Source organism: Pseudomonas sp. R62 (genome assembly GCF_000257605.1).
In the GTDB taxonomy this organism is placed as follows: domain Bacteria; phylum Pseudomonadota; class Gammaproteobacteria; order Pseudomonadales; family Pseudomonadaceae; genus Aquipseudomonas; species Aquipseudomonas atacamensis.
In genome coordinates, this window is the sequence record NZ_JH635998.1 from 3428188 (window position 1) to 3443389 (window position 15202).

Annotated in this window: 11 protein-coding genes and 1 pseudogene; 7 read left to right on the forward strand and 5 right to left on the reverse strand. The window is 60.4% G+C overall.

Features of this window, described 5'->3' with window-relative positions; translation table 11 throughout:
* A pseudogene (locus OQK_RS16530) lies at window positions 1-1145 on the reverse strand (PQQ-binding-like beta-propeller repeat protein); the annotation flags it as partial.
* 217 nt (window positions 1146-1362) lie between these two features.
* On the reverse strand, window positions 1363-2724 hold the full coding sequence (locus OQK_RS16535; protein WP_016773358.1) for a carbohydrate porin: 1362 nt from the start codon (window positions 2722-2724) through the stop codon (window positions 1363-1365).
* 298 nt (window positions 2725-3022) lie between these two features.
* Here OQK_RS16535 and OQK_RS16540 point away from each other — a divergent pair, with 298 nt between their 5' ends.
* Together OQK_RS16540 and OQK_RS16545 are read left to right on the forward strand one after the other, a co-directional pair.
* Window positions 3023-3253, forward strand: a complete 231-nt coding sequence (locus tag OQK_RS16540; RefSeq protein ID WP_016773359.1) for a VF530 family DNA-binding protein — start codon at window positions 3023-3025, stop codon at window positions 3251-3253.
* Window position 3254: 1 nt separating this feature from the next.
* Window positions 3255-3884, forward strand: coding sequence for a Pr6Pr family membrane protein (locus OQK_RS16545; RefSeq protein WP_016773360.1), 630 nt, complete (start codon window positions 3255-3257; stop codon window positions 3882-3884).
* 93 nt (window positions 3885-3977) lie between these two features.
* Here OQK_RS16545 and OQK_RS16550 read toward each other — a convergent pair whose 3' ends face one another.
* Window positions 3978-4766, reverse strand: coding sequence for a siderophore-interacting protein (locus OQK_RS16550; RefSeq protein WP_016773361.1), 789 nt, complete (start codon window positions 4764-4766; stop codon window positions 3978-3980).
* Window positions 4763-5338: a PadR family transcriptional regulator gene (locus tag OQK_RS16555; RefSeq protein ID WP_016773362.1), complete on the reverse strand. Its 576-nt coding sequence runs from the start codon at window positions 5336-5338 to the stop codon at window positions 4763-4765. Before OQK_RS16555 ends, OQK_RS16550 begins: the two co-directional genes overlap by 4 nt.
* Window positions 5339-5834: 496 nt before the next feature.
* On the opposite strand from OQK_RS16555, the gene OQK_RS16560 reads away from it, so the two are divergent.
* The 5 genes from OQK_RS16560 (at window position 5835) to OQK_RS16580 (ending at window position 11649) form a co-directional block, all read left to right on the forward strand.
* On the forward strand, window positions 5835-6326 hold the full coding sequence (locus tag OQK_RS16560; protein WP_016773363.1) for a CS1 type fimbrial major subunit: 492 nt from the start codon (window positions 5835-5837) through the stop codon (window positions 6324-6326).
* Between the two features lie 111 nt (window positions 6327-6437).
* The gene (locus tag OQK_RS16565; RefSeq protein WP_016773364.1) at window positions 6438-8960 is read left to right on the forward strand and encodes a CS1-pili formation C-terminal domain-containing protein; all 2523 of its coding nucleotides are present in this window, start codon (window positions 6438-6440) and stop codon (window positions 8958-8960) included.
* 119 nt (window positions 8961-9079) lie between these two features.
* Entirely contained in the window at window positions 9080-9823 is a 744-nt protein-coding gene (locus OQK_RS16570; RefSeq protein ID WP_016773365.1) for a p pilus assembly chaperone, read from the forward strand.
* A gap of 33 nt (window positions 9824-9856) precedes the next feature.
* On the forward strand, window positions 9857-10357 hold the full coding sequence (locus OQK_RS16575) for a CS1 type fimbrial major subunit (protein ID WP_016773366.1): 501 nt from the start codon (window positions 9857-9859) through the stop codon (window positions 10355-10357).
* Between the two features lie 47 nt (window positions 10358-10404).
* Complete coding sequence (locus tag OQK_RS16580; RefSeq protein ID WP_016773367.1) at window positions 10405-11649, forward strand: hypothetical protein; 1245 nt, start codon at window positions 10405-10407, stop codon at window positions 11647-11649.
* A gap of 144 nt (window positions 11650-11793) precedes the next feature.
* Here the strand turns inward: OQK_RS16580 and OQK_RS16585 are convergent, their stop codons facing one another.
* A complete protein-coding gene (locus OQK_RS16585) occupies window positions 11794-14937 on the reverse strand; it encodes a transglycosylase domain-containing protein (protein WP_016773368.1) in 3144 nt (1047 codons plus the stop codon).
* Between the last annotated feature and the right edge of the window lie 265 nt (window positions 14938-15202).

Below are 15202 nucleotides of genomic sequence, written 5' to 3' on the forward strand. Positions count from 1 at the left end.
CCCGATGGCTCGTTGGTCGATTCGTTGTCGGTGACGTGACCGCCCATGATCACCAGATCACGGGTAATCGCTGCTGGCGAGGTGGAGTAGTAGCCGCCGGCGGTGAACGGGCCGATGCCTTGGGTCAGGTCGACCACACCATTGGTGCCGAAGCCTTCGCAGATCTTGCCGGTGTCGGCGTTCAACGCAATCAGGCGGGCGTCAGCAGTAGGCAGGTACAGGCGACGCGGGCAGGCTTGAGCGACGGCCTGGCCGGCTTCGGAGATGACGGCCGAGCCAGCGTTTTCAGACTTGGCATAGGCGGCTTCGTCGTAATACGAAACGCCACGGCAGGTCATGTGGGCAAAGCCCTTGAAGCCGACCGGGCTCTTGATCTGTGGATCGAAGCTCCAGATTTCCTTGCCGGTGTCCGGGTCCAGTGCCAGCACTTTGCTGTGCGCGGTGCAGGCGTAGACCATGCCGTTGGCTTTGAGCGGGGTGTTTTCGTTGGTCAGCTCGACCGGGTCATCCGCAGTTGGCAGGTCGCCGGTCTGGATGCGCCAGGCTTCTTGCAGCTTGCCGACGTTTTCCGGGGTGATCTGCTTGAGCGGCGAGTAGCGGTCACCGAACTCGGTGCGACCGTACGCCTGCCAGTCGCCATCCGGCATGGCCGGTGCGGTGCTGGTCATGTCCGCGCTGTTGCGGCCCAGTTCGCCGAAGGTTTCGCCCGGGTGGGTGAACAGGCTGGCCAGAGCGGTAACGCCGGCCAGGACAACCGCCACGGTCAGACCGCCAGTGCCGATTTTCGCCGGGCCGTTGAGCAGCAGCGGACGACGGAACCACGGCAGCAGCATCACGAAGCCGAGGACAAACCACAGCGCCAGACGCGGCACCAGTTGCCACCAGTCCAGACCGACTTCCCACAAGGCCCACACCGTGCTGGCAAACAGCACGATGGCGTACAGGCCCAGCGCCGCGCTGCGGCGCATCAGCAGCAGGATGCCGCTCAGCGCAATGCCGATACCGGCCAGCAGATAGTAAAGCGAGCCGCCGAGCATGCTCAGCTTGACTCCCCCGGCCAGCATGGCCAGGCCCATCAGTAGAAGAAGGATGCCGAGCAGGCCCGGTAGCAGACGGCCCCGACTCGAAGCACTTTCGGTGCTCATAGTGTGATTCTCCGTGACGTTTATGTAGTCCCGCGCTGTAGTCACTTTAGATGACGATTTGGCGCAGGCATGGTTCAGATAAAAACTTGTTCGGCTAACGAAATGCATTCCTGTGGGAGCGAGCCTGCTCGCGAAAGCGGTGTATCAGGCAACACTGCAGCGACTGACAGGCCGCCTTCGCGAGCAGGCTCGCTCCCACAGGGGTTAGCTGTGATCTTTAGAACGACGACTGGATCTTGATCCCGCCGATCAGGGCGTCGTCGACGTCGTTCACGCCACCGGGGTGGCGGATGTATTGCAGGTTCGGGCGCACGGTCAGCCAGTTGGTTACGTGCACGCCGTAATACAGCTCGGCGCTGTATTCGGTGTCCTGCGGTGGCAGGAACGCCGGATTGTCGTAGTCGTAGACGGCGTTGGCGCGGTTGGTCATTTCGGCGTTCTTGCGATAGGCCGGGTTGACGTGCACACGAGCGAGGGCAAAACCGATGTCGTCCTTGGCGCGGGCATCGAACGGACCTTTGTAGGTCAGGCCGGCCTGCACGTAGTTGTCGATGGCGTTGGTTTTCTTGTCGTGCATCGTCGCGTTGGCGAACAGGCTCAAACCGCGCGAGTGGTCGCTGGCGATACTGGTCACCTGTTGCTGCACGCCCAGCCATACGCCGTGCTTGCTCGACGCGCTGCGGTAGGCTTCGCCGCTCAGCGCTGCCGGTTGGCCGTTCTGGTCTTTATAAACGTCAGAGGCTTTGGCATTGCTGTAGTAGTAACCGGCGCGGTATTCGCCCGGCAGGCCGTTGAGCTTCGGCGTCCACACCAGTTCGACCGGCAGTATCGCGCCCTGGGTGCCACTGCCGCTGAGTTTGAAACCGTTGCCGCGATCAAGGTTCGACGGGTTCTGCTCGTAGGCGCCGACCTGCGCATACAGCTCCGGCGTCAGGTGATATTTGACCCGCAGCGCCCACTGGCTGACTGGCCAGTTGTACCAGATGCCGCCGACCCAGTTGCCGACCTGCGAGCCGCAGAAAGCGAGGTTCTGGAAGTCACAAGGGAAGCTGTTGAAGTCTTCGCCTTCGCCGAAGCGGCCGACCTTGATGTCGAGTTTCTGATCGAAGAATTTCTGCTGGTACCACATCTGGGTCAGGCGCGTGGTCTGGCCACGGCCCCAGACTTCCTGGGCGGAAGTGAAGCCGCCAACGCGCGGGTCGTTGATGCGGTCGTTGCTGATGTTATTGCCGCTGCGTTTGGTGATGGTCAGTTGAAATTCGGCGTCGTTCCAACCGAGGATCTTCTGCAGATCCAGATGGGTGCCGAGGCCGAACTGGTCGCTGTAGCGGGCAGTTCGGTCGTGGTCGTAACCGCCGTGCAGGTTGCTGCCCATTTCGCCGGTGTAATCGAGTTTGAAGTCGTAGCCTTTTTCCGCAAGTTCTGTGCGCGTGCCGTTCCAGTCACCGAGCATGTACGGTGATTCACTGTCGAAGGCCGGCGCCGCGTGGGCACAGGTCGCCAAGCCAATGGCGGTGCAGCCGCCAAGGGTGCGCAGGGCAGAGATAGCGCTGTCTCGGGAGAAGGAAAAGTCAGGCATGAAGAAGTCTTTTTTTGATGTTTTCAGGTGCAGGCCGAGCGCTTCAGATTGTCGCAGGCAGTGAAGCGTTTCAGCGGAAGGGCGGCAGGATAATGATCTGTAACAAATTGAGAAAGCGCTTTTGCAGACATGCAGCGTTTCGGATTCGGTAACAGTGCGGCAAACGGGCGCATTGTGAGCCGGGCCACAGCCTGCGATCTTCCCGGGTTGGCCTACATTTGCAGGAAGGCCTTCCACCTGCTCTGCCCCTCGGCTAAGGTGCGCGGCTTCTGCATATCACTTCGCCCAAAGGCCCGGCATGAACGAACAATCCCCCGATCCGCTGCACGGCGTGACCCTCGAACAGATCCTCAACGCACTGGTGACTCACTACGAGTGGTCGGGTCTGGCCGAGCGTATCGATATCCGTTGCTTCAAAAGCGATCCGAGCATCAAATCGAGCCTGACCTTCCTGCGCAAAACCCCATGGGCGCGGGAAAAGGTCGAACGCCTGTACGTGAAGCTGATGCGCACCAAGCGACCGCTCTGAGATGAACAGCGCGAGGCGCCGACGCCTGACCACCGGCCTGGCCGTGCTGGGCTGGGCAGGGCTGGCAATTCAGCTGTACTTGATTCTCTTCGCACGATTGAGCATCGGCGCCAGCCTGCTGGGCGGGCTGGTGAGTTTCTTCAGCTACTTCACCATATTGACCAACACCCTGGTGGCGGCGGTGCTGACCTGCGCGGTCACCGAGCGCGAATCCGCCGCGCGGCGCTGGTTTCTGCAACCGTGGGTCAGCAGCGGGATCGCGGTGAGCATCGCCGTGGTCGGTCTGGCCTACAGCATCCTGTTGCGGCACTTGTGGCACCCCGAAGGCTGGCAGTTTGTTGCCGACGAATTGCTCCACGACGTCATGCCATTGCTGTTTCTCGGCTATTGGTGGTGCTGCGTCCCCAAAGGCACGTTGCGCCTCTGGCACTTGCCGCTGTGGCTGATCTATCCGCTGGTGTATTTCATCTACGCCTTGCTGCGCGGGCATCTGCTTGGCGCCTATGCGTATCCGTTCATTGATGTGGCGGTGTTGGGATATCCACAGGTGCTGATCAATGCCGGGGGGATATTGGTGGGGTTTGTGTTGGTGGGGTTGCTAGTGATTGGTCTGGATCGATTTCGGCCGTAACGATCAAAAGATCGCAGCCTTCGGCAGCTCCTACATTTGGAATGCATTCCCCTGTAGGAGCTGCCGAAGGCTGCGATCTTTTGCTTCTCGGATTTACTCTTCCTCGGAAGAGCCCTCGGCGCGCCAGTAGCCGACAGCCTTGATGAACTGTTCATCGAGCCCATGCTCATCGATCAGCACCCGGCGGATCTGCCGTGAGACCTTGGTCTCGGTCGCCACCCAGGCGTAAAGATTGCCCTTGGGCACCTGCAGTTGTTTGACCGTCGTCAGCAGGTTGTCCTTGCCACCTTCACGCAGCACCCAGATCACATTGAACTGCGCCGCGCTTTCCAGCACTTGCTGCTCGGCACCGTTTTCCACTTCGATCACCACGAGTGCCCGGCGATTTGCAGCCAGACCTTCGAGGCGGCGGGCGATGGCGGGGAGGGCGGTTTCGTCGCCGATCAGCAGGTAGCTGTCAAAGATGTCCGGCACGATCATCGAACCGCGCGGCCCGCCGATATGCAGGAACTGCCCCGGTTGCGCCTGTTCCGCCCAGGTCGAGGCAGGGCCGTCGCCGTGCAGGACGAAATCGATGTCCAGCTCCATTTTATCCAGGTCGTAACGACGCGGCGTGTAGTCGCGCATCTCGGGCATCGGCCCGTTGTCCTTGCCGGCGCCCAGTTGCATCGTCTCCAGCGCCGCCGCTTGTTCGGCGTTCTGCGGGAACAGCAGTTTGACGTGATCGTCCGTGCCCAGGCTGATGAACCCGGCCAGTTCCGGCCCGCCGAGGGTGATACGGCGCATGCGCGGGGTCAGGTCGGTGACGCGCAGCACTTCAAGCTTGCGCCGTTTGATTTCGTGCATCACGCGGTGAATGGTTTGGTTATCGACTGCAGTCATTCGGCTTTCTCCGTGGCAGGTTGAACGGCAGGGCCGTCGACGATGGCTTTGGCGGTGTCGTTGAGCAGGTCGCGCACGCGCAGGATTTCCTCGGCGCTCCAGCGCCCGTGGTGCAGTTGCAGGGCATGACGCAGGTTGTGCACCGCTTCGTGGATTTCCGGCGGGCGATCATGGCCGCGCAGCGAGCGCTTGCTGACGTCGATGCGCATGCGGACGCCGTCGAGCGCCACCGCTTGTTCACTTAAAGACAAACGACCGGCGTCGGTGACGCTGTAACGCTTTTTGCCGGCCTCGGCATCACCGGCGATCAGGTCGCTCTCTTCCAGAAAGGTCAGGGTCGGGTAGATCACCCCGGGGCTGGGGCTGTAGGCGCCGTCGAACATGCCTTCGATCTGGCGGATCAGGTCGTAACCGTGGCAGGGCTGCTCGGCGATCAGCGCCAGCAACAGCAATTTCAAGTCGCCGGGGGCAAAGACTCGCGGGCCGCGGCCGCCGCGTTCGCGACCGGGGCGCTTCTCGAAGCCGTCGCGGCCATCGCCATGCTCGCGGTGGGGGGAATGATGGTCTCTCATTTCGCTTCTCTCTCGTCGTATTTAGATACAACTTAAGATATATCTTAAGCGCTGTGCAAGACGTTTTTAGCCTCTGGCGACGCTCGACGGACGAGCGGTCAGCGTGAAAAAAGCCACAAAACTCTTCCCGATCAAAAAATAAAAAGGGGTGACCTTAAAGTTAAAGTTATCGCTCTAGTTGTGCTTGAGTATATATTCTAATTTCTTGCAAGTTGCCGCGTTAAAGCGGCTAAGTTGCTGTATGGTTTTTTGCCTGTAACTGTGTGTAGGGCGCAACTTACAGCGAATGTTGCAAGTATCTGTTTTTTGTTCTTTTTTCTGGCAGGGTGTGGGGTTGTTTAACTACGAGTTTGTCGGAAGTTGCCTGCTTACATTCCAGAGGCAACAGTCGATGATGCCCGGCATTGAAAGTTCAAGTTGCTTCAGCGGTCGACGAGCAAAAGGTTTATGAACTTTCAATGACACCCCCTTATATAAAGCAAACAGGTACTGAACGATGTTCAAGAAAATCGCAATCGCTGCTCCACTGGCTCTTCTGGCAATGTCCTCCACGGCCTTCGCGGCGAATGAAGCCTCGCACTCCATCAGTCTTGTCGCCACAGTGCCAACCAACAGTTTCTATGTGGTGCCGGTCGACCCTGATCTGGTCAACAAGGACCAGGACATGAGCTACAACCCTGCCACCGGCAAAATGACCGAGGTCAAAGGTTACTTCGACGTACGTAACTCTAACGGCTCTGTTCACGCCAGCCTCAGTGGCTATCCTTACCTGCAATCGGGTACTGACCAGATCCCTCTGGACGTTGAATTCAATGGCAAGATTCTCAACCAGATGCCGCAAATGGTTGTAGGCGAGGACGAATCCGACAGTTCCTACCGCGCGATGCTGAAGATCACTCCGCGTGCCACCGCCAAATACTTGCCGGGCGAATACACCGGTACCGTGGCAATGGTTTTCGATGCAGTACCTCCGGTCGGTACGCCTTGATCGCATGATCGCCTGCTAGACGCCCACCTTCGCCGTGGGTTTGACCGGCGGGGCAAACATCCGTGTTTGCCCCGACGGACTTTCATTGTCTGAAAATCAGAGTACGAGTTCATGTTCCCGATGACACCCATCGCGGCTGCGCTTGCGCTGTTGTTCTGTGCCAGCGCAGTCATGGCTTCCGACGCCACCGGTACCACGCCACGCAGTTTGCTGGCGCAGGCCAAAGGCTTGCCGGCGGATTTCGAGGAGCATTTCTTTGATGTACCGCTGGCGGTGCGGGTCGAAGTCGATCAGCAGCCGCTGGGCGAAGCCATGGTGGTGCTGTCGCGAGATGACCGCATCACGCTTCTCGAATTCACCGATACCAGCGAAAACCGCTTTGGCCCGGCCGAGCGGGAAAAGTGGGCGAGCTACCTCAAACCCGGTGTGCCTCTGGGCGCGTGCCGCGGTTCATGTCCCGATCAGTTTCTGGCGGTGCACTACAACCTGCAAAGTTCGCTGGTTTCGATCCTCACTGAAAATGCCGAGCGCGATGTTCAGGCCAAGCGTTATTACGAGCAACCCGACGGCGGCAGTCGTGGCCTGATGGTGCGCAATCAACTCAATCTCAATGGCGGCCAGGATCAGGATCTGGGTGGGCGCTTCGGCCTGGAAGCCAGTTCCAGTCTGGGCAACTGGAGCCAGACCCTCAACCTGCAAATGGCCCGGCTCGGCGGTCCTGACACCAAGCTGTATCACGCCGTGCATGAGCTGCACACCCAGCGCGAACTGCAAGGCAGTTTCTTTCGCCTGGGCTATTTCACCCCCAATTCCGAAGGGCTGATGCGTCAGCCGCGCACGTTCGGCACCAGCCCCGACACCGCTGTAGGCCTCATGTATGGCAGCTCCGACAGCCTGGCGATCAACACGCCGATGCCGAGCGTGTATCCGATCTACGTGACCGCCAATCGTCAGGGGGCGGTGGAAATCTGGCGCAACGGTTTGCTGATCAACACGCAATCGGTACCCGCCGGTCTGCAATCGCTCGATACGCGGCCGCTGCCGGGTGGCATTTACGAAGTGGAGGTTCGCCTGATCGAGGACGGCCAGATCACCTCCACCACGCAGGAACTGGTCTACAAGCCGAGCAACTGGCGCAACCTCGATGAGCGCTGGCGCTACAACCTATTTGCCGGCGAAGAAAGCAAACTGTTGAGTAACTGGGACAAGCAAAGCAGTGGCAGCCCGACCGCCGGTGCATCGCTCAACTATCTGTTGCATCCGCGGGTGATTCTCGGCGCTTCGGCGCGGCAGATTCGCGAAAAGCTGCAGTACGGCACATCCATCGACTGGACGCTGGCCAACCACCTCAGCCTGTATGTCAATGTCTACAAGACCGAGGATTACGGCACCGGTCTGGATCTGCAAAGCCTTTACAACTACGGCGCGGGCAGTCTGGTGATCAGCCACAACCGCAGCTGGCTCGACACCACCAACACCTACGAAACGCTGCCCGACGGCACACGCGTTCGTCCGCGTAACGTGTTCGTCGGCCAGACCAGCAATTCATCGCTGGCGCTCAATCATCGGGTGAGCAGCAAGAGTTCGGTCAATGCCCGGGTTTCGCACAGCGAAGGCAATGTCGAAGGCGTAGGCCTGGATCTGGGCTGGACCCAGCGCACTGTGCTGCTGGGCAGTAATGCCAGTTGGCGCCTGTCGGTCTTTGATCGTCCGGGCAGTTTCAGCAGCGGCGATGCGCGCAATCGCGGGATCGATCTGAGCATCAATCTGGCGCTCGGCGCGCCCGGTCAACAGCTCACCGGCAGCATCGGCTCACGCACCGCCCGTGATGGCAAACGCGACAACAACGCCTCGCTCGGCTGGCGCAAGGATTTCAAGGATCACGTGCTGCAAAGCGTCTCGGTCACGGCGCTCACCGATACCTACGGCCTGGGCATGTCCAGCCTGGCCAATTTCCGCACCGATGCGGTCAACGGCGATGGCTTTATTCAACGCTCGTCCTACAACGGCAATTTCACCGGCGGCCTCAACCTCGACAGCACGCTGGTCGTCGGTGGCGAGCAGATGCTCATGACCAATCACAGCGAAGTGCGCGGCGCCGGGATGATCGTCGATGTCGAATCGGACATCGACGACATCGTCCTGCGTGCCGACGACTATAGCGGGAGCAGCGCTGCCTTGAAGCCGGGGCGCAATTTCATCCCGATCACGGCCTATCAGAACAGCTCCGTGAGCTTCGACTTCGAGGGCAATAACGTGCCCGCAGCGACCATCGAGCCGGCGCGCACTCGCTATCACCTGAACAAGGGCGGGGTGGAGTACCGCAAGATCCGTGTGATGAAAACCCTGACAGTGCTCGGTCGCCTGATCGATGAAGCAGGGCAGCCGCTCAAGGGCCATCATGTGATCAACCATGCCAGCCGTGGCGTCACCGAGGTCGACGGGTTCTTTTCAATGGAGATGAACGCCGGTTCGCCGACCCTCGAAATCCGTCGCGATAATCGCTTGCTGTGTCAGTTCCGCCTCGATGCCAACCAGTACCGCAGTGAAAACAACGTCCTGATGATAGGCGATCTGCGCTGCACGCCAGACACCGTGGCCGACGTCGGTGTCACCGCGCAGAAGGCGGGCTGAACCGATGACCAGGTCCACATTCGGGCGACACGCGCAGCGGAAATATCAGCGTTATCCGGGAAGCCGACGTATGAACGTGCGCGCCGGCGCCTTGTTCCTTTTTTCATGGAGTTGAAGTGATGAACCGTGGTTTTTTGCTGGGCGTGCTCAGCGTGTTTTGCCTGACGGCGCAGGCCGGGCCGCAGATCAATGTCGGTACGGTGTACGACTATATGGATGGCGACAAGAGCACCTATCTGAAACGGGTGTTCAACAGCGGCGATGCCACCGCGTTCGTCAAGGTAAACGTTCTGGAGATTGTCTACGACGCCGACGGCACGCCGAAGGAAATCCCGGTTGAGAACGCTGCCGACGGCGCTTCGCGCAACGGCCTGATGGCCAGCCCGGCGCGGCTGATCGTCCCGGCCGAGGGCATGCAGGGCACCCGCTTGCTGTACATGGGTGAACGCGATCGCGAGCGTTACTTCCGCGTGCGCTTCGTGCCGGTGGTGCCGGAAAAGGAAGACGAGTTCGCTGTCAGCCAGGAAGAACGGGAAGACTACAAAAAGGCACTGACGGCCGGGGTCAACGTGATGACCGGTTTCGGCACGGTGTTCTTCGTACGGCCCAGGGAAACACGGTTTGCCACGACGATCAATGAAACCGACAGCCGCTACGAACTGCGCAATGACGGCAACACCGTGGTGATTGTCGACGAGTTCAGAAACTGCTCGTTGAGCGACGAAACCGACTGCGGCGTGACCACCAAACACCATGTGCTGGCGGGCAAGACGTTCGCTTTCGACAAGGAGAAGGGTCGTGGGTACCGCTTCTTCCTGATCGAAGGCAGCGAGAAGAAGAACCTGACGGTCAGCAGCCGCTAGGTCTGCTTTTCATTGACGCAACGGGTAACCAACATGATCAAGCAATGCACCGTCGTCGCGCTGATAGCCGCGGCGGCTCTGGCCAGCGATGCGGCCTGGGCGGCTCGGGAAGCACACACGTTCGAAGTGACAGTGGAAGTGCCGAACCGATCGTTCTACATCATTCCCGCGGTGCCGGACTGGATCCACCGACCGCAGCGGCTCGACTGGAATCACTCGACCTCAAGCCTGAGCAGTGTGCGCAAGTACTTTGATGTGCGTCACGACACCAGTGCGATTGAAGCGCGGCTGGAGTCCGCGCCCTACCTTTCGAACGGTCGGCCGGCAGACGATATCAGCCTGCGCGTGACCTTTAACAAGGTGGAGCTGAGCGCCGAGATGGCCCCGCGTGAGGTGGTGTCGCAGGCCGAGGCCGCTGCGGGGACACGGGTGCTGTTGCAGATCGACCCGATCAGCCCGGAGGGCGGCTACCGCCCCGGGGATTACGCCGGCAACGTGCTGTTGCTGTTCAGTGCCCGAGCGCCTGGCGAGTGAGATGGCTCGCGCAATGCTGGTATCGAAGTATTTTCTGGAGACCACCCATGATTTTTTCTAGCGCCCCGGGCATCCGCCCATGGATCGGATTGCTGTTGACGTTGTTCAGCGCTGCGGCAGTGGCCGAAGTGCACAACATTGATGCCACCTTCGAGCCGGACTTTGCCAATCCGCAAAAAAATCAGTTCAAGAATCAGACCCCATCCGAGGGTTTCTGCCGTCAGGTACCGGCAACGTGCGAGTCTTTGGGGCTGTTCAGCCTGGTCGCGCGCATCCCGTTCGCCGCCAATGCGCCGATTCAGGCCAACCACGCCGATCCGCGCCAGGGTGGCATGGCCAAGGTGCCGTCCGACTGGAGGACTGTTTCGGTGACCAACGCTGCCGGTGATAGCCACGTTGTCGAGGTGAGAATTGCCGGTGTTGGTCACGAGGCGGGCTTCCCGTTGTCGGTCGTCGAGTTGACCGGAGGCGGCTGGTGGGATGACTTGTGGGAAGGCGGCGGCTGGGTCTTCGCTCCGCCACCGTGTCTGGGTGTAGGTACCCTTACAGCGGGATATTATGGTTACAACAGTTTCTGGAGAGTTCCGGAAGGGGCGGGGGTCTGCGCCAAGAAAGCTCTGTTCGATATCCCGCTTGGCATGAACTATCAGTTTTTCGTCTACGCCTACGAACTGCGCACGCCGGATCCGCTGAAAATGGATGCTGGCGACTACACCGGTGCCATTACCTACACCGTCGGTCCGAACATGGATTTCGACATGGGCGATGTGATGATCCCGAACGACTCGATTCTGACCCTCAATTTCAATCTGAGGGTTACGCACACCATGAAGGTCGATATTCCTCCCGGCGGCAACCGCGTGGCGCTGCAACCGGTGGGCGGTTGGCAGTCGTGGCTGAACGAGGGCCGCAAGCCGACCCGGCTGATGCGTGACCAGACGTTCAATATCTCGGCCTCGAGCCGCTTCAAGATGAACATCGAGTGCCAGTACTTCTTCGTCAACGACTGCTTGATACGGGAACCGGGCACCGGCCATGCGGTACCACTGGAAGTCAGCGTCAGCCTGCCCAACGGGCTGACCGATGGCGCCGGACAAGCGGTCAATCGCCGGCGATTGCTGCGTGATGGCACGGGCACCGAGTTGTTTCAGCCGAGCTTTTATCTGGACCGCAAGGTGGGCACGCTGCATTTCGAAGTGGCCCGCGATGCGGTGGAAAGAATGATCAGGGAAGGGGAAGCGCGCACCTATTCGGGCAATGTCACGGTGATCTGGGATTCAGAGGTAGGTTAAGCGCGATTCCGGCCAAGCAGCCCATGCCAGTCTGGCTGCGTTCAGACGCCCGATCGGGCCCCAGCGTCTTGCGCGGCTGCACGGGGCCAGCCTGGCAGGACTCCTCGCGGTCTTTGCGACAGAAGCAAGAGCAGTAATGCGCTGTCATCCGGACAGGATTGCCAACTGCGCCGGCCCGGTGGTAACCACGGGGGGATTTTCCGCCGGACGACATTGCGAGTCACTGCCCGGTTGCAGATACGGCGTGAGAATCGGCGCCATGCCCTTGAGCACCTGCGTGGGCAGGGCCGAGGTGAACTTGAAGTTCTCTGCCGAGCGCCCCGGGACGAACGCGGTGAGGGTGCCGAAATGGTGATCGCCGATGTAGAACACGAAGGTCGCGGTGCGGTTGATCGACTTCGAACTGATGATCCGCCCGCCGGAGCCGATCGCCGCGATGCGGTTATCCCCGGTGCCGGTTTTGCCGCCCATGGCCAGCGGCGTGCCGTCGGGCAATTTGAAACTGCCCGACAACCGTTTGGCGGTACCGGCATCGACCACTTGCGACAACGCCTCGCGCATGGCTCTGGCCACTTCCACCGGCATCACGCGTTTACCCACGTGCGGGTCGTTGACCAGTCTGGTTTCGTACGGCGTATCGGCGGCGAAATGCAGGCTGTCGATGCGCAACGTCGGCATGCGCACGCCGTCATTGAGAATGGTGCCGATCAGCTCGGCGAGCGCGGCGGGACGGTCGCCGGAACTGCCGATGGCGGTGGCCAGTGACGGTACCAGGTGATCGAACGGGTAGCCGACTTTTTGCCAGCGCTGATGAATGTCGAGGAACGCTTCGATCTCGAGCATGGTGCGAATGCGGCTGTCGCGCGCGCCTTTGTGCCGGCTCTTGAACAGCCAGCTGTAGACTTCCTGGCGCTCGAAATGGCTGGCCTTGACGATCTCGCTGAAGGTCGCTTCCGGGTGATGCAGCAGATAACCCATCATCCACAGATCCAGCGGATGCACCTTGGCGATGAAGCCCTGATCAGGCAAATCGTAACTGCCGGGCCCATAGGCATCGTAGAGGCGGATCAGGCGGTCATCGGTGAGTTTCTCCTTGAGTTTGGCGCCTTTGAGGTGGGCGCGAACAAAGCTGTTGAAGTCTTCCTGGCTGGCATCCGGCAACAGATAACGGTGCACCGCCGCCATGCGAATCGGCGTCGGGCGGATGCTGTCGAGGAAAGTTTCCAGGCGCGCCTGGGTGTCCTTGTTCTTGTACTTCTTCCAGAACTTGAGCAGGAACGAGGTGCCTTCGCGGTCGGCGAAACTGGCCAGGTATTCCTGGCGGCGGGGGTCGCGGTCATCCTTGAGCAATTCGCCATTGGGGCCTGAGTAGGTGGTGTAACGGACGATGTCGCGCATCAGCCGAATGAACGGCAGGTTGATCGACTCGCGCAGCGAATCGCGCAGAGTGGGCAGGCGACCGTTGTCCTCTTTGCGGAAGTTGTTGAATCTGTGCAGGCCGCCGCCGGTGAAAAACGCTTCGCCGGGGCTGGCCGAGTATTTGCGATCCAGCGCGGCGCCGAGCAGCTTCGACAGATCGTGATCCTTGTTCTGGATCAGGTAGTCGATGACCCAGCGGCTGAGGCGGTCCTGATCCGGTACCTCAACTTTCTTCAGTTCTGGCCCGCTCATCGCGCCGTATTTGTCGTGCAGCTCGGCGACGATTTGCAGGTACGTGGTCAGCACACGCATTTTCGCCGTCGAGCCGAGTTCGAGCTTGCTGCCCTCGTTGATGTCGAACGGCTGATCGGTGCTGTCGGTCTGCACGCGCACCCGCGAGCCGTCCGGGGTCAGTTCGAAGAGGGTGAAGCTGTAGCGCACTTGCGTGGTGCTGGTCGGCGTCAGCAGGCGTTCACCGAGCAGGCCGATTTCGGCAGCGTAGACCGGATCGGCGAGTTTTTTCAGATAAGCCGTGGCCTGCGTTTGCAGGTCACCCTGCAGGGTGCTGGTGGCTGACAGGTCGAGACGATCGAGGTCGTAAAGCGGCCGGTTGAGCATGCTCGCCAGGCGGCTGCGGGCAACGCTGATGCCCTTGTTGGTTTCAATCGGCTGCATCGTTGGCTGGGTCTGCCAGTCGCGGTATGACACGGTGCTTGCCAGCGCGGCGTCGGCCAGAGCGCTGTCGATCACGCCGTTCTGCTTGAGCAGGCGCAGGTGGCTGTCGGTGAGGCTGGCCAATTCGTCGCGGCCCTTGGTCAGGAAATGCGAAGGACGGCGCTGGGCGATCATCAGCGAGAGCATTTCACGCAAGGCCAAACCTTTGGCGGCCATGGTCTGCGGATCGGTCTTCGGGCTGTTCAGTTGCTCGTTGGCCTTGTTGAAATCACTGCCGTACCAGACCCGCAAACCTTCGGCCATGCCGTGCACTTCACCGTGGCCGGGCACCGCCGAGAGCGGCACGCTGTTGAGGTAGTCGCGCACGATGTTCTGCCGCGAACCGAGGGTCTGCGGGCCATCCTGATAGGCGCGCACGCTGGCGGAAACCATCTGGCGGATCTTCTCCGCGCCCGACACGGTCAGGCCATCGGGCGAGTGGCGATACTTTTCCAGTTGCGTCGCCAGGGTACTGCCGCCGGCCGATTGCCCGGGCAGGCGCAGCAGTTTCGCCACTTGCGACCACGCGGCCATGCCGAAGCGCGGCCAGTCCACGGCCGGGTTGGCCAGCGGTTGTTTCGGATCGAGGAGAAAGCGGTTTTCGATGAACAGCAGGCTGCTGACCACCACCAGCGGAATCGCCGCGAAGTCGGCATACAGTTGCTGCGGATAGTTGTATCGATACAGCGGCGCGCCTCGGCAATCGGTGATCGACAGCCCGGCCTGAATCTTTTCCGAATACGGCACAAACAGGCCTTTGTCGGTGTAACCGAGCAGGGCTGGGGAGAAGCGTGTCTGCTCGGTGATCACATAGTTGCGCTTGAGCAGACGCGGCAGGAATTCGTCCAGAGAGCTGTAACCCAGGCGCAGATCGAACGGGCCGTTGCCCGGATAACGAATCGCTTCGCTGGGGCCGGGTTCAAGTTTGTAGGTCAGCGAAGCGGCGTACTGGCTCAGCTCCCGCGCCTGGAAACGCGAGGTGCGCATTTCCTTGGACGCAGCGAGTCCCACCACCACCGCAATGATCAAAAACAGCAACCAGAAAGCCTTCCACCCGTGCCGGTGACGACGGGGTTTTTCAGGGACAGGCGCTTCATTCACACTTTCAGTCTGAACCACGGTTTTACTCGAATCGGTTTGCCACAAAGCGCCCATAGTCGACTGATCCATTCACGCAGATTGATCGGACTTGTCTGAAGCTTAGACGTTGGTTGAAGCCGGTGAAAAAAATGTGAAGAGCGGAGCCGGTGCTTTATCTGAATAAAACTGGAACAAACACTGTGGCGAAGGGATTCATCCCCGCTGGGCCGCGAAGCGGCACCAAAACCTGCCAACACGGTTTCTACAGGCACACCGCGTGTCAGCAAGTTGCGACTGCTGCGCAGCCGAACGGGGACTCCCAGTGGCGAGGGGATTCATC